The organism is Segatella copri (assembly GCF_015074785.1).
Classification (GTDB): Bacteria; Bacteroidota; Bacteroidia; order Bacteroidales; family Bacteroidaceae; genus Prevotella.
The window spans coordinates 39,543-65,227 of the sequence record NZ_CP042464.1 but is presented as its reverse complement, the minus strand read 5'-3'; the positions used below and the strand labels follow the sequence as shown (position 1 = coordinate 65,227).

12 protein-coding genes are annotated in these 25,685 nt (G+C 48.3%); 2 read left to right on the top strand and 10 right to left on the bottom strand.

All coding sequences use genetic code 11. From position 1 onward, the window contains the following. On the bottom strand, positions 1-5,577 hold the full coding sequence (locus FO447_RS00215) for an alpha-2-macroglobulin family protein (protein ID WP_200757160.1): 5,577 nt from the start codon (positions 5,575-5,577) through the stop codon (positions 1-3). Positions 5,578-5,736: 159 nt separating this feature from the next. Here FO447_RS00215 and FO447_RS00210 point away from each other — a divergent pair, with 159 nt between their 5' ends. Together FO447_RS00210 and FO447_RS00205 are read left to right on the top strand one after the other, a co-directional pair. Next, positions 5,737-8,232: a GH36-type glycosyl hydrolase domain-containing protein gene (locus FO447_RS00210; protein ID WP_200757159.1), complete on the top strand. Its 2,496-nt coding sequence runs from the start codon at positions 5,737-5,739 to the stop codon at positions 8,230-8,232. Between the two features lie 918 nt (positions 8,233-9,150). Next, positions 9,151-9,570: a hypothetical protein gene (locus tag FO447_RS00205; protein WP_200757158.1), complete on the top strand. Its 420-nt coding sequence runs from the start codon at positions 9,151-9,153 to the stop codon at positions 9,568-9,570. Here FO447_RS00205 and FO447_RS00200 read toward each other — a convergent pair. From FO447_RS00200 to FO447_RS00160, 9 genes are all read right to left on the bottom strand, one after another. Further along, positions 9,554-10,984 (bottom strand): AAA family ATPase, encoded by a 1,431-nt coding sequence (locus FO447_RS00200; protein WP_200757157.1) that lies wholly within the window; start codon positions 10,982-10,984, stop codon positions 9,554-9,556. The two genes, FO447_RS00205 and FO447_RS00200, sit on opposite strands and share 17 nt — an antisense overlap. A 271-nt stretch (positions 10,985-11,255) precedes the next feature. Next, complete coding sequence (gene uxuA / locus FO447_RS00195; protein ID WP_117727267.1) at positions 11,256-12,527, bottom strand: mannonate dehydratase; 1,272 nt, start codon at positions 12,525-12,527, stop codon at positions 11,256-11,258. 30 nt (positions 12,528-12,557) lie between these two features. After that, the gene (locus FO447_RS00190; RefSeq protein WP_200757156.1) at positions 12,558-14,147 is read right to left on the bottom strand and encodes a mannitol dehydrogenase family protein; all 1,590 of its coding nucleotides are present in this window, start codon (positions 14,145-14,147) and stop codon (positions 12,558-12,560) included. A gap of 318 nt (positions 14,148-14,465) precedes the next feature. After that, positions 14,466-15,779 carry a DNA recombination protein RmuC gene (locus tag FO447_RS00185; protein WP_200757155.1) on the bottom strand — a complete coding sequence of 438 codons (1,314 nt, stop codon included), beginning with the start codon at positions 15,777-15,779 and terminating at the stop codon, positions 14,466-14,468. A gap of 192 nt (positions 15,780-15,971) precedes the next feature. Next, complete coding sequence (locus FO447_RS00180) at positions 15,972-18,290, bottom strand: glycoside hydrolase family 3 N-terminal domain-containing protein (RefSeq protein WP_118190064.1); 2,319 nt, start codon at positions 18,288-18,290, stop codon at positions 15,972-15,974. A 51-nt stretch (positions 18,291-18,341) separates the two neighbouring features. Next, positions 18,342-19,328, bottom strand: coding sequence for a hypothetical protein (locus FO447_RS00175; protein WP_234563982.1), 987 nt, complete (start codon positions 19,326-19,328; stop codon positions 18,342-18,344). 71 nt (positions 19,329-19,399) lie between these two features. Next, positions 19,400-21,175 (bottom strand): SusD/RagB family nutrient-binding outer membrane lipoprotein, encoded by a 1,776-nt coding sequence (locus FO447_RS00170; RefSeq protein WP_117694317.1) that lies wholly within the window; start codon positions 21,173-21,175, stop codon positions 19,400-19,402. 58 nt (positions 21,176-21,233) lie between these two features. After that, positions 21,234-24,410, bottom strand: coding sequence for a SusC/RagA family TonB-linked outer membrane protein (locus tag FO447_RS00165; RefSeq protein ID WP_200757154.1), 3,177 nt, complete (start codon positions 24,408-24,410; stop codon positions 21,234-21,236). Between the two features lie 28 nt (positions 24,411-24,438). Continuing rightward, positions 24,439-25,659 carry a glycoside hydrolase family 5 protein gene (locus FO447_RS00160; protein WP_118139454.1) on the bottom strand — a complete coding sequence of 407 codons (1,221 nt, stop codon included), beginning with the start codon at positions 25,657-25,659 and terminating at the stop codon, positions 24,439-24,441. Positions 25,660-25,685 lie beyond the last annotated feature (26 nt).

Below are 25,685 nucleotides of genomic sequence, written 5' to 3'. Positions count from 1 at the left end.
TCAATTGTTAACTTTCAATTCATAAGCCTCTGTGCGGCCACCAAATTCCGGACTGTAGGTACACTCAGCGGTGCAAGTTCCGCTCTGATAGTCGCCCTTTCTATCCACGTAATACTCCATTTCTACGATGTGCTTACCTTTAGATAAACGATCGAAATAGAAATTTGTTGCATGATCTCTTGGAGAAACATAGCAGCCTATGCCCCACTGATAACCGCTCTTCTGGTTAACCGGTTCCAGACATGCCGCACGCTTATCCGTAATCTGCACAAAGTCATAGTCGCGGTCGGCGGTGATGATGAGCGTTACCTTCACCTTCTCGCCTACCTTCGCCTGCGCCTTGCCCTTACCCTCAGATTCGGCTGGAACGATGACACGGCGCACCTTGATGCCCGACTCCATGGAACCGATTTCGCTGACAGGCTGCTTAAACTCTGCATAGACGGCTCCCCAGCTGGTATAATCGCTCTTTTTGTCGATGCTCAGCTTAGATGCCTTGCCCGTTTTTTCGGTCTTCACATAACCCAAGGTGGTGGAATCCTGCGGCATCGGCAACTGCTTTCCGTCCAGTTTCAGCACGGCATTCTCAGCCCTCCTGCTCCAGTTGCTCTCATTGCCCTTCATAAAGGCGTAAACAGCATCCACGGTGTTCACCGGCGTATCCCAAACCTGGGTGCGTTTCGACATCAGGAGCCAGCGCTGCAGTTCCTCAATGGTCTGCTTGTCGTTCGGCTTCAGCATCTGCAGCGCCTCTATCACGGATACCTGGGTAGGAATCTTATAGTTTCTCCAGCTGTAGAGTGCCTTGCGGGTATCGTAGTAGCGGCCCATCTCCTCGCGATAAACGGCATATTCGTTCACGCTCTGCAGATATTCGCCTGCCTTCTCGCGGTAGGCAGCATTCTGCTGACTGTTTCTGGCGAGAACCACGGCAGCACGCGCCTTGCCATAGATGGAGAAATCACCCGTTATCTTCGACATCTTTTCCAGCAGATAAGCCTTATCTGCTTCCAGATTCTGCTTCATCTTTCTGCCATCCATCGAAAGGATGTAGAGATAATGCAGCGCCTGTTCGCTAGGACTCACCTTCTGCTTTTTCTCCTCCTGCTTCTTCATTTCTCTTACTTCCCGAGCTGTCTGCCAGGAGAGATAATCAATGGCGGAAGTCAGCATCCGGGCGGTTGATTTCTGCACACCAGCGAGGGCATTCAATCGAACCATCATTTCGGCTACCGACGTTGTCATATACCGGCTGCCCTTCATGCCCTTCCACCAGGAGAAGGAACCGTTAGGGTTCTGCAACTTCTTCAGCTTCTCCACCTGATTCTGCAGACGGTTGCTCTCCTGAGAGAGATTCTTCTGAGAATGATTATCCAAAGAGAGAGTCTTCTGGATATGGGTGGTGATGGTATTGGCATAGATGGCAGACATCAGCGAGATGGCGTTCTCCTCATCCGGATTGCTGATGGCAGGCAGCGCCTTCACCATCAGCCAACTTGGGTTATTGGTGTACTCGATGGTTACCTTTGCCTCTTCAGCGCCCTTCGCCTGCTTGCCCTCCTTGTTCAGGAAGAGTTTGCTCAGGTCGAAGTTCTGCTCACCCTTCTGATGCAGGGTGATAGGCAGGGTGTTCACCACGAGTTCACGGTTGCTCAAAACCGGCAGATAGTGCTGTTCACCATCGCTGTAGCCATTACCGGCAGCCACCACCTTATTAATATATACACCTTCTTTCAGTCCCTGGACATCAAAGGAGATGGTAGCAGAGCCCTCGGCATCGATACTGTAGTTCTGCGTCTTCTGCCAAACCACCTTGTTGGTCTCCGGGTCGAGAATCTGCATACGGGTGTTGCCGCTCACCTTCTTGTCAGAAGTATTGAAGAGTTTCACCACGATAGTTGCCTTATCGCCCTCACGCAGGAAGCGAGGCATGTTAGGCTGCACCATCACGGTCTTCTGAGCCACAGCCTCATCCACCAGCAAACCGTTTCTCATCTCCTTGTCATGAGCCAAGCCCATGAACTTCCAGGTAGTCACGCTCTCCGGCAGGGTAAACCTGATGGCTACGTTGCCATTGTTGTCGCTCTCCAAGGCAGGATAGAAGAAGGCGGTCTCGTTCATATTCTCACGCACCTGCACCTTGTCGAGGAATTGTCCTGCATCTGAGCCAGAACCGCCGGCAAACTGCGGCATCTCCTCTACTACATCAAAAACCTTGTTGGCAGATGGAGCAGCCGCTCCGACACGGGTCATTTTAGAGCCGCGAATCCTGATGACTTTCGGTTCTTCCTGAACCAGCTCGTCTTTCTGTATACGAACAGACTCAACGGTTCCGCCAGAAGAACGTTCCAACTTGCTCAGTTCCACCGCTTGCATATAAGCATAATAGCTAAAGAATTTGCCATCAAACTTATCTACATCCAGTTGCTTCTCGTCATAATACTTGGTAGGATAAACGCCATTCAAGCAAAATGAACGGAAAGTGAGGTTGTGCTTCCAGTAGCAGTTTGGCAAACTCTGATAGAAGCCCAGGGAGAGATTCCAGGAATGCGGGGCTATCTGGTCGAGCGACTTGTCATAGAGTACGCTCATCAGCTGCGCCTTGGCTGGCTTGCCGTCAGGGGTGGTAATCTTCAGCGTCCACTCCTCCTTCTGTCCAGGGGTCAGACGGTTGCGGAAGGTCTTCCAGGCGATGTTCAGTTTCTTCTCAGGCAAAGGACGGGCGATGCTCATCATTCGGGTATAGCACTTGCCTTGCTTCACGAAACTATAGTTCAGTACGATGCCCGACGCATATTCCTCCTTGTAGGTGAAAGGCAGAGTCACGATACTGTCGCCCAACTCCCAGGCACCTTTCTCCAGCAGTTTGTTGCCGGCGATGATGGAATATACGATGTGCGCTCCGTTCTCCGAAGAGCCCACCTGGATATAGACCGGCTTGCCATCACGAGGGAAAGTCTTCGCCGTCTGATAATACCATTCGGTAGTTGGCTCCACCGGATGGGTATCCTTCATGCTGAAGAGCGTGAACTTCTGCTGCAGGGTATCCTGTCCGCAGATTGCCTCCAGCTGATGAACGCCAGATTTCCAAACGAGGGAAGAAGAGGCAGAGGAAGAAGCATATTCCTTGATAGAAACCGGTGCATTCGCCTCGGCATCCTTCCATTCGCCTTCATCAATGCGATATTTCAACCTGCTCGAAATCGGCATTCCACTGGCATTGCGGTAAGCAAAGGTCACCGTCTTCAGACTGTCTGCCTCGATACGCTTAGGAAGATTCACCGTGAGGATGGTTGGTTTGGTGCCCAGAGGCAGACTCATTACACCCTCGTGGCTCTCACCGCTAATGTCGGTAACGATGGCTGAGACCTCGAAGTTGAAGAAACGGGCGATGCGCATGAAATCGCTCATATCAGCCTCGTCTTTTTCTGACAAGGAAGCCTCCAGCGGAATCTCTACATCGAAGGTTCCGTCCTCTCGTGTCACGCAACTGTCAGTCTTCACCAACTGTCCGGCAGATCCTGCGCCCCACCACCAGAGTTGGTTTCTGCGAGTCACCTGATACTCCACCTTGGCACCCTGCACCGGCACTCCGGCATAGGTCTTGGCTGAAGCTTTCACCACCACGGTGTCGCCCCAGGTATATTTCTCGTTCACCTTCGGGAAGGTAATCTCGAAGGTTGGACGCTTGTATTCCTCAACTCTGAAATATTCGCTTGCTGTACCATTCACGGAGATGGAATACTGTCCTGTCTTTCCCTCCTTCGGGAGTTCGAAATCTACCGAAGCCGTACCATATTCATCGGTCGTAACCTTCTGTTCTGCCACCTGTTTCCAGTTGGCATCACTCAGGACAAACTTCAGTTCCATACTCTTTCCTGGCACGCTGGCATCCAACCCCTTCTTGACAGTGTAGGAAATGGCTGTGGCATGTACCTTCTGCCCCGGACGATAGATGGCACGATCGGTAAACAACTGATATTTCGTCTCATCATCTTTCTTTTCATAATAGCGGGTACGGCTGAGATAGATGTACTTGGCTGGCGTAAACTTGTCATTGTTGGTAGAAACCAATACCTCTCCATCCACATTCTTGAAGTAAGCCTCACCGTTCTCATCGGTTGTCAAGCGGGCATGAACTATTCGCTTGTCCTTCTTCGTCTTGAAATCATACCGCTGGTTATAGAGTTCTATCTTCGCCCCGGCGATAGGCTGTCCGTCTGTAGCATTCACCACCACATAGCGATGCTTATCATCCGGCAACTGCTGGATCATCACCGCCAGATTGCTCACATAGAAGAGCTGTCGCTGCGGAGCGATGCCTGAATTATCCGAAGTCACCTCCATCAGATAGGCACCCAGCGGCAGATTGCCACCGATTTCGATGGAATCCTTCACCTCTTCGTAATTCGGACGACCATAGTAGTTCCTGCTGAAATCCTTCTGATGCAGCTTCGTAGTCTTTTTCAGAAGCATCTTATAGGTAGCCTCATTCTGAACATCATACTCATTATCTGCCGTGATGTTGAGGCGGGAAATGCTAACCTTCAGGTTCTGGAGATTGCGCACGTTCAGATGCACCCACTTCCTTTCTGAAGGACGAAGCACCAATGGCATATCCTTCACCCGGAACATCGGTTCGGTGAGTCGCTTCTGCGCATTTCTCAATTCGTTCATTCTCGACCATCCCCCCCAACGGCTCAGCGCATAGTTGATATAGTTGAGCTTATCCTGCGGTTTGGCATCGGTAGCCCCTTCCATGAAGCGAAAATGCTCCACGGCAAGTTCGCCTGCCTCCGGAATATCCTGATAAACCTGGATGAGCGAGTCGATGGTCTGCAGATACTTCGATTTCTTCACCTCTCTCACGTCGTCCTGGCGGTATTTCTCGATGAGCTTATAGGCACAGAGACAAGCCGCACCCCTATTTCCCACCTTATTATAATAGGTGTACAGCAGATGATACGCCTCCTTGCTGTCTGCCTCGAATCCGATGAGATGCAGCAGATCGTTGTTAAAGGAACTGCCATCCACGCCCTTCAGCGTCAATGGAACATACTCAGTGGAAGTATGCTTGGCAAGGAGTTCAGGCTGCTCCAGGGCTTTCTTGAAGAACTCCTGGCTTTTCTTTTCGTTCACATCCCGCTGGCTCAGAGAAGAAGAAGCACTTTGATCCAAAGAAACATCATCACTTGGGTCCAAGGCAACCTCATCCACCTCTATCCCGTAAGGACTATCACGATACACCTTGCCCAGCACAGCATATCTCACGGCCTTCAACGCCGGGTCCTTCACCTTCAGCACCTCGGCTTCCATCCGCTTCACATGGGGCGTCAGCGAGTCGGGCGAAATCTCTCTCCAGAGTATCGCCTGCCGCATCTCAGCCGCCAGCAACTGGCCATAATCCTTGGCAGCCGAAGCCTTGGCGATGATTTTCTTCATCACCGCGATTTCGCTCTTAGGCTGGTCCTTCTGAGCATTGATTTCAGCTTGCTTCCACAAGTTGTCGTATGTCTGAGCCGCTACCTGCAAGGTTGCAAAGAGGGCTACCAGAAGTGATAAAATGTTTCTTTTCATAAGCCAACAGTATAAAATGTTAATGGAATGATGACAATCATCAAACTTTTCATTGCAAAAATACAAAAAAAAACTGTTTTCTAACCCCGAAACTGAAACTTTTTACTATCTTTGCACCAAAATAATATATTTTACCTAGAAATAAACATTAAAAAAACAATGGCAGAAAAAAAATATGGTCATTTTGATGACGCCAATCGCGAATACGTGATTACTGACCCAAAGACCCCATGGCCTTGGATCAATTATTTGGGTAACGAGGATTTCTTCTCGCTCATATCCAACACAGCAGGTGGTTATTCGTTCTACAAGGATGCCAAGTTCCGCCGCATCACACGTTACCGTTACAACGGAGTGCCGATGGATAACGGCGGTCGCTATTTCTATATCAAAGATGGCGATACCGTATGGAACCCGGGATGGAAACCTTGCAAGACACCGCTCGACAGCTACGAGTGCCGCCACGGCATGAACTATACCCGCATCACGGGCAGCAAGAACGGCGTGGAGGCGAGTGTGCTCTTCTTCGTACCCCTCCATACATGGGCTGAGGTGCAGAAGATGACGCTGAAGAACCAGACTGAGGAGGTGAAGACCCTCAAGGTGTTCTCCTTTGCAGAGTGGTGCCTCTGGAATGCTGCTACCGACATGGAGAACTTCCAGCGCAACTTCTCTACGGGCGAAGTAGAGGTAGAAGGCTCTACCATCTATCACAAGACCGAATATCGTGAGCGCCGCAACCACTATGCTTTCTACACCGTGAATACAGAGATTCAGGGATATGATACCGACCGCGAGAGCTTCATCGGACTCTACAACGAGTTTGCCGAGCCTGAGGCTGTGATGGAAGGCAAGCCACGCAACAGCTTTGCCCACGGCTGGAGCCCTATCGCATCTCATTATATCGAGGTTACCCTGCAGCCAGGCGAGAGCCGCGACCTCATCTTCCTGCTGGGCTATGTGGAGAACGAGCAGGACAAGAAGTTCAGCGCCAAGAAGGTTATCAACAAGGAGAAGGCGCATCAGCTTATCGCCAAGTTTGATACCACCGAAAAGGTGGATGCTGCCTTCGCAGAACTCAACCAGTACTGGGATAACCTGCTGAACATCTTCACCGTGAAGAGCGGCAACGACAAGTTAGACCGCATGGTGAACATCTGGAACCAGTATCAGTGCATGATCACCTTCTGTATGTCGCGTTCGGCAAGTTTCTTCGAGAGCGGCATCGGTCGAGGCATGGGCTTCCGCGATTCCAACCAGGACCTCGTAGGCTTTGTTCATCAGATACCTACCCGTGCCCGCCAGCGCATCATCGATATCGCCAGCACCCAGTTCCCTGACGGCGGCTGCTATCACCAGTACCAGCCACTCACCAAGCGCGGCAACAACGATATCGGCGGCGGTTTCAACGACGACCCATGCTGGCTCATCTTCGGTACCGTAGCCTATATTAAGGAGACGGGCGACTTCTCTATCCTCGCTGAGCAGGTGCCTTTCGATAACCAACCGGGCACAGAAGTAAGCCTCTTCGAGCACCTCAAGATTTCGATGAACCATGTTATCAACAACCTGGGTCCACACAAGTTGCCGCTCATCGGAAGAGCCGACTGGAACGACTGTCTGAACCTGAACTGCTTCTCCTGGGACCCTAACGAGAGTTTCCAGACCACCGAAAACAAGGGCGAAGGAAGCAAGGCAGAGAGTCTGATGATAGCCGGTCTGTTCGTGGTTACCGGCAAGGATTATGTGGCTCTTTGCAAGCAGCTTGCCAAGGAAGCTTTGGAAAGCAAGGAAGGCGAAATAGCCGGTCTTGCAGAGGAAGATTATTTGACAGAAGCCGAGCGCATGCAGCAGGCTGTAGATGAGATGAGCGAGGCTGTGAAGCAGCATGGATGGGACGGAGAATGGTTCCTCCGCGCTTACGATTTCTTCGGCAACAAGATTGGTAGTGATGAGAACGAGGAAGGCAAAATCTTCATCGAGAGCCAGGGCTGGTGTACGATGGCTGGTATCGGTCTGGAAGAAGGACTCTGCGATAAAGCACTGGATAGCAGCAAGAAACGACTGGAATGCGAGCACGGACTGGTACTGAACAACCCTGCTTACACCACCTATCATGTAGAAATGGGTGAGATTTCTTCTTATCCTGAAGGCTACAAGGAGAACGCCGGTATCTTCTGCCACAACAATCCTTGGGTCATCATCGGAGAGACGGTAGCCGGTCGAGGCAACGATGCCTGGAGCCATTATACCAAGATTCTGCCTAGCTATGTAGAGGAAAAATATCAGACACTTCACAAGGTAGAACCTTACGTAAACTGCCAGATGGTAGCCGGTAAGGATGCAGCCAAACCGGGCGAAGGAAAGAACTCCTGGCTCACCGGTACAGCGGCATGGATGTGGTATACAGTATCAGAATTCATCCTCGGCATCAAGCCAGATTATGAAGGTTTGCTCATCGATCCTTGTCTCCCAAGCACCGCTAAGGAGTATGAGGTAACCCGCAAGTTCCGTGGTGGCGAATACCATATCACAGTAAAGAATCCTAGCGGAAACCAGAAGGGCGTGAAGCAGATTACAGTGGATGGCACTCCTATCTCAGGCACCATCATTCCTTGCGCTGAAGGCAAGCATGAAGTAGTGGTTGAGATGTAAAATCAGCCAAATCTCATCAAGTTACGATTTGAAAGTTCAATGTAACGAAACTCCTTTTCATACCCATACGTCGTGTTTCACAACGTATGGGTATCACAATCAACACTTGACCCCTTATTTCAGGGGGTCAAGTGTTTTATTTATCTGATAATCTGATACTTAACTTTTAACATAAGCACATATTCAACAGTATCAAGAGTAAGATTCTAAGTCTCTATCATTGACTCAGTTCCTCAATAACTCAGTTCCTCAGTTTTTTTTCTAGGGGGTATATAGCCCTTATAGTTCAAAGTTGTTTTAAATTGTTATATATTATATATTATTATATATATATAATTATATATATATAATAAACTTCTAAATAAAGACAAAAGTGAAGGGTCAGAGAAAAACTGAGGAACTGAGTTATTGAGGAACTGAGTCATTGCAGTAAAAACATCATAACCCTCGTAAACACCTGATTTACTGCTTAACTATATACTTTAAGAGAGCAAAGCTATGAGTTGCGACCCATAAAACTATGAGTTGTCACCCGCAAAACTATGAGTAAGGAAGTTTAACTACTTTCAATCTGAAAGCACATTTCAAACATTTCCTTATCACACCCCCAAATTTGGCAGTATCAGAGAAAAGTTGTATCTTTGCACGGAATTCCATCCATTCCTTCCATTCCATCCATATCTACCATACCTTCTAACACCTTCCATACCGCTCCTTCCATGCCATCCCCATAACTTCTTCCATACTATCCCCACAACTCCTTCCGCCCAGCTTCCGCACACGTCTCTCCATCCGAAGTATTAAAAGGAAAAAGATAAAAAAGGTATGGCTTTTCGAGTTATTTTTTGTACTTTTGCAGCCGATAACGCATTTTGCGAACAAAACAGGATTCTTTAAAAGAAAAGAAAGGAAATAACAATGAAGAAAATATTATACTTTGTGGCAGTCCTGGCTGCTGCATCCTTTATCACTACGACGGGTACCAGCTGCAAGTTTGCACCCGACCAGCATGACGGCGACACGGTAGCTGCCAGCGAGTTTTACCCGATAGATACCTCTGCGGCTCATGCCAAGAAGATGGCGAAGATTGCTGCCATCAAGAACGGAAAAGACAGTGTAGGCATCTATTATGTGGGCAGCAATTCTACCAAAGACCTCATCGAGCTCGTATCCTATCCTTCACGCCGCGACACGATGATGTACAGCAAGACCCGACACATCAAGGTAAAGGGCAATGCCGATATCAACCACGTGGTTCGTGTAGACTTCTATCTCCTCAATGGCAAGGATTCACTGGTGAAATATGTGGAGGAAGTGGAGCTCAAAACAAATCATTGAGCACCACTTCATTCTGGGCTATGCCCGAATACATATTCCGCTGAAGACCATAACTGCTGATAAACGTCAGTTGTATCGACTTTCGGGTCTTTGTTTCCTCCATAAAGCGGACGATTTTGTTTCTCAGAATCTTCTCGTAATCCTTATTGATGGCAAACTCACTCTCCGAAAACTTCATTTCACAAAGATTGATGGTATTGTCACCACGCTCTATCACCATGTCTATCTGGGCTGCCCGCTCCGCCGCTCCGGCATCACTCTTGCTTCGCCAGGAATACAACTGGGTAGCCACACCAGAAATTCCCAACCGCTGCTTCACCTGGTCGATATGATTCATCGCCAATATCTCGAAAGAGACTCCAGCCCAGGCATAAAAACGGGGCGTGCGCTGCAATTTGCTCCAATACAGAAGATTACGAAAAGAGCTATCGCGCAGAAAACGGAAATAGAACAAGGTGAAGAAATCGACCAACTGATAGAGAGACTTTCGGGTAGAACAGCCATAGTTGACATACTTTCTGATGAAGCCGCAAGATTCCAGATTGTCGAGAATCGTGGTCAACGATTTGCCCGACTTCATTCCTGTGGCATCGGCTATTTCCGAGCGCATCATACCATAACCACGCTCGTTCAGGCATTCTACCACTTTGACGTATGCCTCAGAATCCTTAAACAGAGAGCGATAGAGAATCGTAAACTCATTGTACAACTGCCCATTGGGATTGAACAGCAGACGGTCTATATTCTGAGCCAAACTTAACCGCTCGTCCAAAAGATTCAGGTAATATGGGATTCCTCCCAATATCATATAAAGTTCAGCCAGTTCATATCTGGACAACATCATCCCCTTAGTATTCAGAAATGCTTCCGACTCCCCAAGAGAAAAAGGCTGCAGGAAAAGACGATGAGTAAGACGACCATAAAGTCCGCCATGGTTATTGATAAGTTTATCCATCATCCAGGAAGTGGCAGAGCCGCAGACAATGAGAACGATGTCGCGACGTGCAGAGGCCCATCCATTCCAGAAATGCTCCAGGGCAGAGATAAAATTAGAGCCTGCAGTATCCATCCAAGGCAGTTCATCAAGAAAAATCACCTTACGTTCTATCCCGTTCAAAGAGTCGAGATAAGAGATAAGCATCTCGAAAGCATCAAGCCAGTCGTGGGGAACAGAGGTTACATTCCTATCATAACGTCGAAGCGTATAAAAGAAGTTTTTCAACTGCTCCTGTGTGTTTCCGCCCGCCAATCCTGATGTCTGAAACACCATTTCCTGCTCAAAATATTCGCGCACAAGAAACGTTTTCCCCACTCTGCGGCGTCCGCATACTGCCACAAATTCCGACTGCCTTGACTCGTATATACGTGCCAAGGTATCCTGTTCACTCTTTCTGCCGATAATATTATTCTTCATTTCTTATTCTCCTGCTTTAATTTCTAACCATTTGCAAAAATAGCAAGAAAAAAGTAATTATTGGCTATTTCTTATATAATTTTCAGCCAATAACACCTATTTTTAAGCATTATTGGCTAAAATGAGCAGTATATTTAGCCAGTAACCATAAAATCAGCACAAAAAAAGCTAGCGCTTATCAGAAACGCTAGCCTTTTTCGTATTTTATCTAACCTGAATTTCAAATCGCTTAATAGCCTATAACTATAAATTATAAACTATAAGCTATCAACTAATCATAGAATCCCGGCTGCTTATACTCAATGCCCAGTTCATCATCTACTGTCGCGATGACACCCTGAATCTGACCCATGGCAAACATACGGCCGAGAAGAGTGTAACCGGCATTGTGACCATGATTGCTCTCATCGAATACGCCACCTGGCTCATCAGTGAAGGTCATACCATGATCTACTCGCATTGGCAATCGACGGCCGGAATTGCACTTGCCTTCCTGCTCAGCCTTCTCGAAGATGCGGCAAAGTTCAATGAGATGGCCACGACCACCCAAGTGAGAAGCCTCTGTAAAGTTGCCGTTAGGGAAGATGTAGCAAGAGCGCAGATGAACAAAGTGAGTGCGGTCGGCAAACTGCTTAGCCATTGCCACACAGTCGTTGTGCTCGCCGGCAGAGAATGAACCTGCACAGAAAGTCAAACCATTGTGCTTGTTTGGCACAGCATCGAGCATCCACTGGATATCCTCGGCACGACCGATGATTCTTGGCAAACCGAATACAGGATAAGGAGGATCATCCGGGTGAACACACATATTGATATCGTACTCATCGCAGATAGGCATGATAGCCTCCAGCCAGTACTTCATGTTCTCCTGCAACTTCTTCTTGTCGATGCCATCATAAAGTTTCAACAGGTCGCGGAACTTCTGGACAGGAGCAGAATCGCCCTCGCTGAAGTTACCCGATACGAAGCCCTGGGTCTTGATGATGATATTCTCTACCAAGGCATGATCCTGCTCAGGTGTAGAAGTCTTCTTGATTTCATCAGCCTCAGCCACCAGGTCTCTGCCCCACTTGTGCTCCTTGGAGAACTCTGCCCAATCCTCACGAGCGCCTTCACGCTGCAGGATATAGATATCAAAGTAGGCAAACTCGCCCCAATTCATATAGAGGTTGTTGGCTCCGTTAGGATTCTCGTGCGACAAATCGGTACGTGCCCAGTCTAATACAGGCATAAAGTTGTAGCAGATGCACTTGATACCTTCCTCGCCCAGGTTGCGGAGACTCTGCTTATAGACCTCAATCTGATGATCACGGTCAGGACCGCCATATTTCAGGGTTTCAACCACTGGTAAGGACTCTACCACGCTCCATTTCATACCATAAGACTCGATGTACTCCTTGAGTTCATGAATCTTCTCGCGTGTCCAAACCTCACCCAGAGGAACATCGTGCAATGCGGTAACGATGCCCTCAACACCAATCTGCTTCAACTGTGCAAGAGTGATTTTATCTTTCTTGCCAAACCAGCGCCATGTTCTTTCCATATATTATATAATGTATAAGTCGTTAATCAATTATCTTGCAGAAACATACTTGTGCAATGTCTTTCTTACAGCACCCTCGCCAGCGAAGAGTTCCTTCACCATGCCCTCAATCTGCTCGCCGAAGCCAGCCTCATAGAGATCGAGACCAAATACATCCTTGCGAGAATAGAGGTTCTTAAGACAAGAGTAGTCCTGATCAGCCTTGCCTACCTCCAGAGGAGCTACGATGGCCTGCAGTTCTGCCAACAATGGGTCAGAAGATGGCTCGAATGGCTTCAGGTTATCATCCAATGCCTTGAGATAACGGGCATAACCTGCCAATACCAGAGGAATCAACACGAGATTGCTCTTGTCGAGACCGCGGTCGATGTACTTCTTGATAGTCTCACCGAAACGGATAGAGAGTTTCTGGCTGGTATCGGTAGCGATACGCTGAGGAGCATCTGGCATGAATGGGTTAGGCAGACGCTTGTTGATAACGGTGCCGATAAACTCGTATGGGTTCAATACACCTGGATCTGTTACTACTGGCATCGCCTCGATATAACCAATCTTCTGGATGAAGGCACGAAGGTCCTCATCAGCCATCTCGGCAGAAATCAGGGTGTAGTCGAGCATGCAACCATAGATTGACATCGCTGTATGGAGAGGGTTCAGACAGGTGGTTACCTTCATGGTCTCAACCTCATCTACAGTCTTGCGGGTGGTATAGAGCGCACCGCCCAACTCCAATGGCGGACGACCGTTGGTATAAGTATCCTCGCAAACGAGATACTGCACTTCCTCTGCATTCACGAAAGGAGCCGTAAATGTATGCTTCTCGGTGATGATGGTATCGTTGTCCTCGAAACCATCCTCGTCAAGCATCGCCTGTACCTTCTCGTGAGGACGAGGAGTAATCTTATCAATCATAGACCAAGGATAGGTAATCTTGCTGCTGTCATTGATATAATCTACGAAACCAGCCTCTACGATACCATCCTGTGCCCAGCGCTCAGCATAAGCCTTTACGCCAGCCTTAACATGGTCGCCGTTGTGAGAACAGTTGTCGGTAGACTGAAGAGTAAGTGGCAACTTGCCAGCCTTATAACGCTCATAGAGAAGAGCAGTAAGCTTACCCATAGCAAATACTGCATCAAGACCACGTGCCAAATCGGCATCATTATAAGAATATCCCTTCTCTGTGATGGTGAAAGTTACCATCTGCAAAGTTGGAGCCTGGAAAATCTGAACCAGACGCGCCCAGTCGTCAGCAAACTGCTTATCCGCCTTGAGGCTTTCTGTGATAGAAGCGATGACCTTCTTCTCGATGGTTCCGTTGCTCTGGAGGCTTACGAGAAGCGAGAGGTTATGATAAGGGCGATAAGCCTTATCGATGATTTCGTAGTCGAAGCTTTCTGCCACGATTACACCACGATCATACTTGCCTGTATTGAGCGCATCGTTGAGGATGGCTGCCGGGAAAGCACGGAAGATGTTACCTGCGCCGAAGTGAACCCAAGTAGGCTCGTCGTGAGTCTTCTTAGCTACGGCTGCGATGTCATACTTAGGAAGCTCATAACCCTTAGCTTCCCATTCTGCAGCATTAAAGCTGTCTGAAAGAATTTCGTTCAGTTTCATGATTATACGGTATTTTTTGATTGTTCCATGTACTCGCCTATCTTTCCGAATAGGCGTGGCAAAAATACAAAGAAAAATCGAAACCCGCTCATTTCAAAGGCTATAATTTCATAAAATGAACGATTTGCAAATACATTTGAGCGAAACGGCAAACGTCACGGATCAGATGAACCCGTTTTTAACGATTATGTTACATCAAATAAAAAAAGGGTTACATCAGAAAAACAGAAAAGAGGACGTAAGTTCTCGCCCCCACATCCTCTTCTTTTTATCTTTAGCTTTCATTTTCCTATTCTTCCAGCGATTTAATCAGCTTTTCTATTCTTCCAGCGATTTGATTTGCTTCTTCGGCGTAACGCCAAGTCCCTTCAGGCTCTCTACCCTTCTCATCACATTGCCGGTGCCGTCATAGAGTTGCTTCTTTGCCTTATCGAAGGTTCCCGAAAGGCGGGTTATCAAATCGCCGATGCCCAGGAAAGTATCTTCGAAGCCAGCCACCTTATCATACAGGTCAGCAGCCGTCTTCACGATTTTCTCCACATTCTTGTTCTGCCGGTCATACTGCCAGAGATTATAGGCAAGCTGGAGTGCCATGAGCAGATTGCTTGGTGAGATGATGATAATCTTCTTCTGATAAGCATAGCGGCTGAGATCCGGCTGCTGCTTCATCGCTGCGATATAGCTGGTCTCGTTAGGGATGAACATCAGTACGAAGCCGATGGCATCATCCACCAGCTTGGAATAGTCTTTGGCTGCCAGTTCATCGATGTGCTTTCGTACGCTCAGCGCATGTGCCTTCATCAGGCGTTCCTGTTCAGCCTCATCTTCAGCTGCCAGAGCATCGGAATAAGCGGTAAGCGAAACCTTGGAATCGATGACCACACTTCTGCCTTCCGGGAATCTGACGATGACATCCGGACGGTAGTTCTTTCCCTCTTCATCTTTCGTATTCTCCTGAATGAAGAATTCCTCATCTTTACGAAGTCCGCTGTTCTCCAGGATAGTTTCCAGCACCATCTCGCCCCAGTCGCCCTGCATCTTGCTGTCGCCCTTCAATGCCTTGGTCAGGTTGGCAGCATCGGAGCCAATCTTCTCGGTCTGCTCCTTCAGGTTCAGTACAGCCTGCTGCTGTTCCTGCTGGAAGAGTTTCATCGTTGCCTCGAAGGTATTCTGCAGTTCCTTCTTGTTCACCTCGTTCTGGGTTTTGCTCTCCTCTACCGATTTCTTGAAATCAGCAAACTGTTCCTTGATAGGTTTCAGGAGTTCATCCATCTGCAGACGGTTGTTTTCCTGCAGAGCCGACTGCTTGGCAGCCAGCTGCTCAGCCGCCACCTTCTGCTGTTCTATCGTCATTCGCTGCATTTCCTGCTTCAGGCTCTCGAGTTTCTGTGCCCACTGCTGGTCGCTTTCCGCTCTGAGCTTCGCCGCATACAGCCGCTCGCTCTCCATTTGAGATTTCATTGATTGAACCTCAGAAGCATGATGCAGTTTTATCTGTTCGATGTTAGCCGCCAGCACCTGAGCCTTCGCTACGAGCTGGGTTTTCTCCTCTCCAGCACTTTTTGCTTCCAGCAGTTTCCCCACGAAGAATCCGATGGCAAGCCCTATGATGATTCCAATTACTATTTCCATTTATCCTTGTTTTGAATGATTCTGTAAATCTGCAAAAATTATGATTTGCAAAAGTAATCATTTCAAGACATAACACCAAACATCATGGGGGATTCTTGTAGATATTTAACTCTTCAGCATTTAACTATGCAAACAAAAAGAGAGCACCACTATTGGCACGCTCTTTTCTTTAACTCTTCTTTTAAATATACATTATCGGTTGGCAGTAGACCACTGATAAGTATCAGTGCAATGGATATCAGCACTCTGGTCGGCAATCATCAATTTGAAGTCGCCTTCCTCCAATCTCCATTTGCCATTCCAACCTACGAAGGCCAAATCGTCTGCCTTTAATTCAAATGTCATGGTCTTGGTCTCACCAGGCTGAAGTTCCACCTTGTCGAAGGCACGGAGACGACGGCCATCAGGCACCATACTGGCGATGAGATCGCTACTGAACAGGAGGACACTCTCCTTGCCTGCCACCTTGCCCGTATTCTTCACATCCACGCTCACCTTGATGATGTCGCCGTGGCGGAAATCAGACTGAGAAACCTTCAGGTTGCTATATTTGTAAGTGGTATAACTCAAACCATATCCGAAGCCCCACTGCTGGGTAATCTTCGCATTGTAGTCGTAAGCACCTTCCATCGTACCCACCTCCTCACTCTTCTTGAAGTCATAGTTGGCGAGCGAATTGATTTCCTTAGGATAGGTGTAAGGCATCTTGCCACTGAAGTTTGACTTGCCCGATACCAAGCCTACCAAGGCATCGCCGCCCATGTTGCCAGGGATAAGGATGTCGATGATGCCCTGTGCCAATGGTTCGATGTCAGCGATGAGACGAGGACGACCTTCATTCAATACCAGAACGACAGGCTTACCGGTCTTGGCGAGTTCCTTCACGAGATTACGCTGGTTCTCTGAGAGCCAAAGGTCGGTCAGGTTGCCTGGAGTCTCTGTATAGGAGTTCTCGCCAATGCAAGCCACGATGATGTCAACATCCTTTGCTGCATCAACTGCGCCTTGAATCTGAGGTTCGTTCTCCTCCCAGTACTTGCCTTTCTCATTATAGGTAACACCCTGGTTCAGGATGACATTCTCCTTGCCATACTCATTACAGAATGCCTCATAGATGGTATTGTACTTGCCGGCAAACTCATCGGCACGATGTCCCTGCCAGGTATAGCTCCATCCACCATCCAGGCAGCGCATCTGATTGGCATTAGGACCCGTAAGGAGAATCTTCTTGCCATGCTGCAAAGGCAGGATATTGCCTTCATTCTTCAGGAGCACCATACTCTCGGTAGCTCCCTCCAAGGCGAGCTTGGCAAACTCCTCACCACCAAACTTAGGATAATTCTTGAGTTTCTGGGTTGGGTTCTTGAAGAGGTCAAGACGGTATTTCATGCGAAGCACACGACGGCAGGCATCATCGATACGACTCATCGGAATCTTACCTTCCTTCACCAGTTCTACAAGATAGCCACAAGCATCGCAAGAATAAGGTTCCATAATCATGTCGATACCGGCATTGATGGCAATGCGGAGCGCATCCTTCTTGTCCTTTGCCACCATCTCACGAGTATAGAGATTGTTGATGTCTGCCCAGTCGGTGATGAGCACACCATCCCATCCAGTCTCTTCCTTCAGCCATCCTGTCAGGATGTCCTTGTTGGCATGCATCGGCATACCATTGACGGAAGCGGAATTCACCATCACGGTCAAGGCTCCAGCCTGCAGACCCGCCAGGAAAGGAGCGAAGTGCTTCTCTCGCAAATCGGCAGGAGAGATATAGGCTGGCGTACGGTCTTTACCAGTCCAAGGCACACCATAGCCCATGAAGTGCTTCATGGAAGTGGCAATGTGATACTGGTCGATGTTGTTTGGGTCCTCACCCTGGAAACCATAGACCATCGCCTTGCCCATCTCTGAACTGAGGTAGCAATCTTCACCAAAGTTCTCCCAGATGCGAGGCCAACGGGCATCACGACCGAGATCAACGGTAGGACTGTAAGTCCAAGGCACGCTCACCGCACGAGTCTCATAAGCGGTAGCCTCAGCCGAACGGCGAGCTATCTCACGATTAAAGGAGGCAGCCACATTGATGTTCTGCGGGAAGAGGGTTCCGCCCTGTGTATAAGTAGAACCATGGTTCTGGTCGAGACCGAAGACACAAGGGATGCCGATGCGCTTCATCGAAATCTTCTGGATTTGCGCGATGTACTTCTCCCACTGCTTGGCTGTAGGAGCGCAGGTATTTGGAGCGTTGAGGATAGAGCCAATCTTATAGCGGGAAAGGATAGAATCGGTCTTGTGCTCGTCGATATAGAACACACCGTTCTTGTCGTTGGCACCAAAGAGGTCGGTCACCAATTCCATCATCTGACCTATCTTTTCCTCCAAGGTGAGTTTCTTCAGGGTTTGTTCTACCTGAGCCTCTATCTTAGGGTCGCTCTTGATAACTGGAACATTGGCACTGGCTGTATAAGCCAATGCCAACATTGAAATAGATAATAATATTTTCTTCATAAATTCAAAGGTTTGACGTTTTATGATAAAAACGGAAATCTTTCCAATATATTATTCAATAGTTACTTTTTTTACGGTGTAACCGTCACCCACGAGGAAGAGACCATTCTGCTCTGTCAAGAGTTGGATAGACAAGTCGGTCAGTTCAAACTCCCATTTAGCAGGTCCATTCACCATGATGTCGCCACGCTCTGGGTCGCCCTTACCTGTAAGGATGTTATTCCACCAAGAGGTAGCAGCAGTACCCTGACCATTTCCATCTACATAGACACGGAGGATGGTGCCAGCCTTCACCTTTGAGAGGAAGGTATCCTTCAAGGCATCGAATGGTGTACTCCATGTCACGGCAAACTCACCTTCCCAGAGGGTGTTCTCCATAGATGGACGTGGCTCTGTAGTTACCTTGATGGTACCGCTAGGGAACTGGTTGCCCTCACCATCTACCAAAGTGATATCATAGTCACCATTCTCCAAACCTGTAGGAGCTGTGAGCTTCAAGGCTGTGCCCTCTTCGAGAACCTCGAAGGCTACTTCCTTACCACCTACCATTACTTTAGTAACTGTACCGAGATTCTTGCACTTATGGATAGTGGTCTCAGCACCTGGAGCTACCCAAAGCTCGACGGCATTGGTACCCAAGGCTGGGTCATCGGCAGCAGGAGTTACGGTAACTTTCAAGGTGCGGGATGTGCTCTTACCCTTGGTGGTGGTTGCCACAATCTTCAGTTCATGAATACCTACAGGCAAAGTCTGGTCGATAGTATTACCTTCGGCAATCTGAGTGCCATCGAGCAACCATGTCACAGTGGTGTAGTGAACAGGAGTCACCTTGATTTCCAACTTATAATTAGTCTTGCGGTCTATCTTGGAATCAGCCAAGTCGGTGTTCAAGATACGTGGATTGTCATCTTCGCTGACGGTGAAATATGGATCATCGTCAGAAGAGCAAGAAGACAAGGTAGATGTACCAGCCAGTGCGAAACCCACGGCTAAGAGCATCATCATAGCCTTCAAGACTTTTCCCTTATATTGTTTCATTGTCTTATTCATCATTAATTATTCTATTTATTGTCCTATAAAACTCAACATTTAACATTAAGCATTAAACACTACTCACTGTATCCCTTTCCGAATGGAGGATTGAAGTCTGGCTGAAGGTTTACATCAGCCTTGTCCCACCAGAGGCGCTTGTGCCAGTTGTCGGTACCCCCCATGCGGTCGATGGCAGCCTTGTAGTTGGCATTGTTGTACTGAGCTTCCAACTCAGGATACTGCAAGCGGACAGGCATTGACCAATCGGAATCCGTATAAGTGAAACCATTCTTGGTCAAGCGGTCACGATTCAAGATGGCAGGATAGTCAGAGCGGCGCATGTTAGCCCAACCCTCAGAAGGGTTCATCATGTGGAGAATCCAAGCCTGGGTGTTGATGGTCTCCTTAGGATTGTCACCCAACTTGTTGTTGGCAATGAACTCATTGATCTCATCCTCAGAAATCTTGTTGGACGTGAGATAGTAGTTGTTGAGCAACTCCATGCTGGCACGAACACCAGCCTCGTAGTGACTCTCAGCATCACCACCACCTACATTCCAACCCTTGGTGGCAGCCTCAGCCTTGAGGAACTCTACCTCAGCATAGCTCATCAAGTCGCCAGGACAAGAAGGCATCTCGAAGTCGATGTTCAGGCAAGGACGACTAGCTCGGGCTATATAATCAGAGTTGGCATAAGTGTTCTCGTCTATCTCTGCATACTTCTTCAAAGTAGGAAGGTCATCCAACGTAGGTGGATTCATCCAGTCTGTGTACCAGGCTGCACCAGGGTTGCAAGGCTCCTCACCGAGGTTCTTGCTCTGGAAGTAAGCCAGGAAATCATCGGTCAAGTCGATGTTCTGCTCCTTGTCTGGCTTCACCTGACTACGCTTGATGTTGTAATAGTGGCGACAGATGCGATAGAGACGAGGGTCGTTGGTATTCTGCAACTGATAGAACAAGGTAGAGCATACCATGGTAGGCGATGTGGCATCCTGACCATAGAGTATCTCTCCCAAGGCATTGGCACGGAAATCGTAATCGTTGGCTCCATCATAATAGGTAAATGGAGCATCAGCATACTTGATATAAGCATCATCTGCTGCACTGGCGATAGCACCGGCAGCCACAGCCTTCTCAAACTCCTCCTTTGCCTTCTGTGGATTAACATCGGAAATGCGCATGGCATAGCGCATACGGAGTGCATTGGCATACTTCTTCCACTGAGCTACATCACCTCCCATGCTGGTGACATCACCAGAAATGTGGTCGGTACCTGTGCCAAGCTGCTTCTCGCAAGCGTCAAGTTCATCGAAGAACCAGCTGTAGAGTTCCTCTACGGTATCATACTTAGGGGTGGAGATACCTGAGATATAACCCAGACCTGCCTCCGAACAAGGCACGTCACCGTAGGTATCTGCCAAAACTGCCGTGAGATAGACACGGTGGATACGAAGTGCCGCATTCAAGTTTGCCTTGTCAGCAGAATTGTGGATGGCATCCACAAGGTTCTTGATACTGATTTCATAATAGCGGTCCCAAACTCGACGGGACATATCATCTTCTCTGAAATTAGAACCAGCGTAATTGGTTACATTCCAACCACCAGCGAAATACTGTGGAAAACCAGATATATAGTTACGGTAGGTATCCATCAGACTGAAGTCACCGTAAGTCTGCAACAAAGCTGTTGTCAACTGTGCGTTAGGGTCGAGCTCGTTCACCTTGGTCTTGTCGGTATTGATGTTGCTCAAGGTATCATCAGAGCAAGAAGTCATCGCAGTGCCGGTTGCCATCAGGGCGAAAGCCATCATCAGGCTGCTCTTACCTATATATTTCTTGATTATATTGTTCATTTTCTTACCTTATTATATATTAGAACTCTTCTAAAGAAATTGATTCATTTTTTCGAGACTAGAACTTCACGTTCACGTTCAAACCATAACTCTTGCGAGATGGCAGGGAACCATATTCCAGACCTAGACCTGAGGTGTTGTAGCTGGAGTCTGGGTCGATGTTAGGAATGTTCTTCCAAACAATGAATGGGTTACGAGCCACGAAGGATACGGTCAAGCCCTTGACATACTTGCCCAGGATGCTCTCTGGGAAGGTATAGCCGAAAGTAATCTCACGACACTTCACGTAAGAGTTGTCGTAAACGAAGGCACTCTGCACGCCATTTGCCACATGCTTCCAGTAATCTTCAGGGTTCACGGCGATGTCGTTCTTGCGATAAGTACCGTCGCCATTGTCGATAACACCCTCTACGACAAGTCCTTTGCAGTTACCAGTCTCACGCCATGCGGCAAGATCCATCCCCGAAGCCTTGCGAGCCTCCTCGGAAGTGTACCACTCCTCACGGCCTGCCAATGTTCCCTTTGCCTTACCTGTCTGGTATGCAGAACGCATGGACATAGAGTAGATGTCGGCACCTACCTTCACATCGAAGGATGCAGAGAGGCGGAAGTTCTTGTAGCTGAAGGTTGAGTAGAAACCACCTGTCCAGTCCCAAGTAGAATTGCCGATGGTCTTGACCTTCTGGTCAATCTTTGGAAGACCAGTAGCTGCATCGACAACCACCTGTCCCTTGTCGTTGTAGAGGAAGTCGTGTCCACGGATAGCTCCATAGTTCTCGCCAACCTGAGCACCTACTGATACACCACACCATGTGGCCTTGGCAAGTTCAAAATAGTCCATGCCATCTACGAGCGACTTCACCTTGTTGGTATTCTTCGAGAAGTTGACACCCAGGTCCCAAGCGAAGTCCTTGATCTGCAAGGCACGGGCATTGAGGGCAATCTCGACACCCTGGTTCTGAATCTCACCGGCATTGATGAGGCGGTAAGCATAGCCAGAGGTGATGGTTGAAGCCAAACTCAAAATCTGGTTCTTGGAGTTCTGGTTGTAATAGGTGGCATCCAAGCCCAAACGTCCGTTAAGGAACTTCATCTCCAAACCTACCTCGTAAGAACCTGTCATTGTAGGCTTCAAATCCTTGTTCGGCTGTGTTGAGTTGGCTATCATACCGATGGTATAACCCGAGTAGCTGTACTTGCCCGTGGTATAGTTGAGTGCCAACAGGTATGGATCGGTATCGCTACCTACCTTTGCCCAAGATGCGCGAATCTTACCATAATTGATGAACTTCTTGTTCTTGATAAACTCAGAGAAAACCAAACTACCCGATACAGATGGATATACGTATGTATTATTATTTGTAGGGAGCGTAGACGACTTATCGCCACGGAGGGTTCCCTCCAAATAGTAAGTATGCTTGTAGCCAAGGCTTGCGCTGGCATAGAGAGAGCTGATCTGTTTCTTGTACATGCTCTCACGAGTGTTCTGTTCCTGATAGTTCATGATGTTCTTGATGCCATTCATCTGCTGGTTGAGACCGATGTTAGTAGTGGTCTTGTTGTTCACCTTGAAGATGTTACCACCAGCGGTAGCGTTGACATCGAAGTCGCCCCATGAGTTGTTGTAGAGGGCGAGTATCTCGGCGTTAAGTGTGCGGTTGTTGAAGATTTGGTCGGTAAGCTTTCCGGCAGGAGTTCCTGGAGTTGTCTTGGCGATGAAGTCCTCGAAGTTCATGCTGTTGATGTCGGTACCGATGGTACCCTGCAACTTGAAGTGCTTGTTGATGTTCCAGATTGCCTTACCCGTAAAACGGAACACGTCCTTGTCGGATGTATTGCTGTTCTTATAGAGATCCCAGTATGGGTTCTTGTTATACTGATCGTTACCATTCCAGTTGGAGTAGTTGCCGTCGGCATCCTCATAGTGCTTCAGCCAAGCCTGGTCGTAGGTACCCGCCAGGGTCATGAGGTTCTTACCCACGTTGCTCTGAGAGTCACCAAGGGCAGGACGGTTCTTTACCTTCTCACGAGTATAGTTGGCGGTGAAGTCGAAGTCAACAGGACCTGCTGAGGTATTCACACGGAGGTTGAAGTTGTCACGACTCATATTGGTATTTGGCAAGATATCCTTGTTGCGCATATCGGTAACAGAGAAACGCATACCCGTCTTACCGGAATTAACTGAGAGAATGGCAGAGTTCTGGGTGGTGAAACCTGTACGGAAGAAACCAGAAGCATTGTTAGGATGCATCATGAATGGACGTTCCTCGCCATCGAAATACTTGAACATGAAGTCATCGGCCTTAGGTCCCCAACTGGCATTGGTACCAGAAGTGCTCGAATTAGGAAGCTCACCATTGTAGCCAGCACCATATATCTCCTGGATGTCATCCCATTTAGCCAACTGAGTATCGATAGTATAAGAACCATTGTACTCCACGGAAATTCTATCCTTCTCCGCCTTCTTGGTCGTAATCAAGATAACACCATGGGAAGCACGGCTACCATAGAGGGCAGAGGCAGCAGGACCTTTCAATACGGTCATCGTCTCAATGTCATCAGGATTGATGGCAGAGATACCATCACCGAGGTCATAACCACCAGCTTCACCAGCACTGCCAAAGTTGGTATTATCCAAAGGCACACCATCCACCACGTAAAGAGGCTGGTTATTGCCTGCCATTTCTGTATTACCACGAAGAAGCACGCGGGTAGAACCAGAAGCACCGCCAGCGGTGTTCTGCACAACGAGACCAGCCACCTTACCTGAAAGAGAGTTGATGACGTTGGTTTCCTTCGCCTTGGTGAGTTCCTCACCTTTAACCTCCTCCAAGCCATAGCCCAAAGCCTTGCGGTCGCGCTTGATACCAAGGGCGGTAACAACGACCTCATTCAAGGCCTTACCATCCTCTTGCATCGTGATTTTCATGCCATTAGCAGCTTTCACGGTCATCGTCTTGTAACCGATATAGCTCACTTCGAGCGTTGCTCCAGGCTTGCAGTTCAACGTAAAGTTACCATCAATATCGGTAACGGCACCGTTGGTTGTACCAGCCACCTTCACGCTAGCGCCAATCAAGGTTTCGCCAGTGGCATCCACCACTGTACCCTTGATGCCTTGGTTCTGCTGAACGCTCATCGCAGCATTGTTCATCTGGGCAGCGAGAATGGCAGAAGCAGGCATCCACATCAAACCTGCACCGAGCAGGCCGAGAAACATAGTTTTCTTTCTCATAATTGATATTTTTGTTTTTAGTTTAACATTATTCTTTCCCAAAGATTCCTTCGAGAATCCAAGGAGCATTCACCTTCATACTCTTGAAACGGTCGAAGATGCCATACTTCTCAGAGCCGTTGCCGAAGTAGTTGTTGTCCCAAACGAAAGTAGAGAAGCCTCGTTTGCGAGCCTCCGTAGTCAAGAACTTACAGTAGTAGGTCATGTTTTCATGCACTTTCTCTGAGTTTGACTTATAGTGATCGGTTACTCCCCACTCTCCTATTACGATACCCAGTCCTTTGTTGCTCCAGGTATTCACCGCCTTGTCGAAGAAATCCGTCATCGTCTTCTCGTTTTCTGCAGGTATCTTGCCAGCATCCTTGTAGGCATCACCCCAGTAATCGTAGGTGCAATCGCCGGCGTAGCTCCATGGCTGATAGTAGTGAAATTCCACACTCATATAGTTGTTGCCATTGCCTTCGGCATCCTTCGGAATGATGAAATCTCCATTCTCTATGCCAAACCATGGGTTACAAACGTAAGTCTGTAAGATGAGGTGGCGCTTGGCATTGTTGCCGCCTGTGGCACGAACCATATCCACGAATATCTGATTGTAAGCATTCTGCACTTCGAGGTTCTCGGCACTAGGCTTGCCCCAGTTGTCCCTGATGTGAACCTCATTGGTACCGGCGAAAGCCAAGCGACTGTCATAATTGGCAAACTCAGAGGCGATATTCATCCAGAGGAGCGCAAGCTTCTGGCAGTTTTCTTCCTTATATTGATAAGTAGGACGACCTTCGAGCCATTTTTCATGATGCACATTGATGATAACCTTCAAACCATTGTCAAGGCACCAGCCCACCACCTCCTTGATACGGGCAATCCAAGCCTTGTCGATGCTCATCGCCTGAGCGTTGGTAATGTGGCACTGCCAACGGATTGGAATACGGATGGCATTGAAACCTGCCTTCTTCACAGCTTGTATCATCTTCTTGGTAACAACGGGATTGCCCCAGGCTGTCTCTGCATGGATAGAACCATCAGGGTTGCCAATCTGCATCGACTCACCATCCTGTCCAGGAGCTGAACACTCGAATTCGTTGCCAAGATTCCACCCCACAACGTCTTTATTCCATTGCTGGGCAGTAGGTATGGATTCGCCTACGCCATCAGAACCGTTGGATGAGTGCAACGTACTTGCTTCGCATGAGAGACATGTGAAGACGCCTATTAAAAAGAGGCTAAATTTCAAAAAGTTCCTTTTCATTTTTATGTTTACCTTAATTCCGCAAC

Bases quoted from the DNA above. Each gene is read 5' to 3' on its own strand.
- FO447_RS00215 (WP_200757160.1), bottom strand. From the start codon at position 5,577: ATGAAAAGAAACATTTTATCACTTCTGGTAGCCCTCTTTGCAACCTTG.
- FO447_RS00210 (WP_200757159.1), top strand. From the start codon at position 5,737: ATGGCAGAAAAAAAATATGGTCATTTTGATGACGCCAATCGCGAATAC.
- FO447_RS00205 (WP_200757158.1), top strand. From the start codon at position 9,151: ATGAAGAAAATATTATACTTTGTGGCAGTCCTGGCTGCTGCATCCTTT.
- FO447_RS00200 (WP_200757157.1), bottom strand. From the start codon at position 10,984: ATGAAGAATAATATTATCGGCAGAAAGAGTGAACAGGATACCTTGGCA.
- uxuA (WP_117727267.1), bottom strand. From the start codon at position 12,527: ATGGAAAGAACATGGCGCTGGTTTGGCAAGAAAGATAAAATCACTCTT.
- FO447_RS00190 (WP_200757156.1), bottom strand. From the start codon at position 14,147: ATGAAACTGAACGAAATTCTTTCAGACAGCTTTAATGCTGCAGAATGG.
- FO447_RS00185 (WP_200757155.1), bottom strand. From the start codon at position 15,779: ATGGAAATAGTAATTGGAATCATCATAGGGCTTGCCATCGGATTCTTC.
- FO447_RS00180 (WP_118190064.1), bottom strand. From the start codon at position 18,290: ATGAAGAAAATATTATTATCTATTTCAATGTTGGCATTGGCTTATACA.
- FO447_RS00175 (WP_234563982.1), bottom strand. From the start codon at position 19,328: ATGAAACAATATAAGGGAAAAGTCTTGAAGGCTATGATGATGCTCTTA.
- FO447_RS00170 (WP_117694317.1), bottom strand. From the start codon at position 21,175: ATGAACAATATAATCAAGAAATATATAGGTAAGAGCAGCCTGATGATG.
- FO447_RS00165 (WP_200757154.1), bottom strand. From the start codon at position 24,410: ATGAGAAAGAAAACTATGTTTCTCGGCCTGCTCGGTGCAGGTTTGATG.
- FO447_RS00160 (WP_118139454.1), bottom strand. From the start codon at position 25,659: ATGAAAAGGAACTTTTTGAAATTTAGCCTCTTTTTAATAGGCGTCTTC.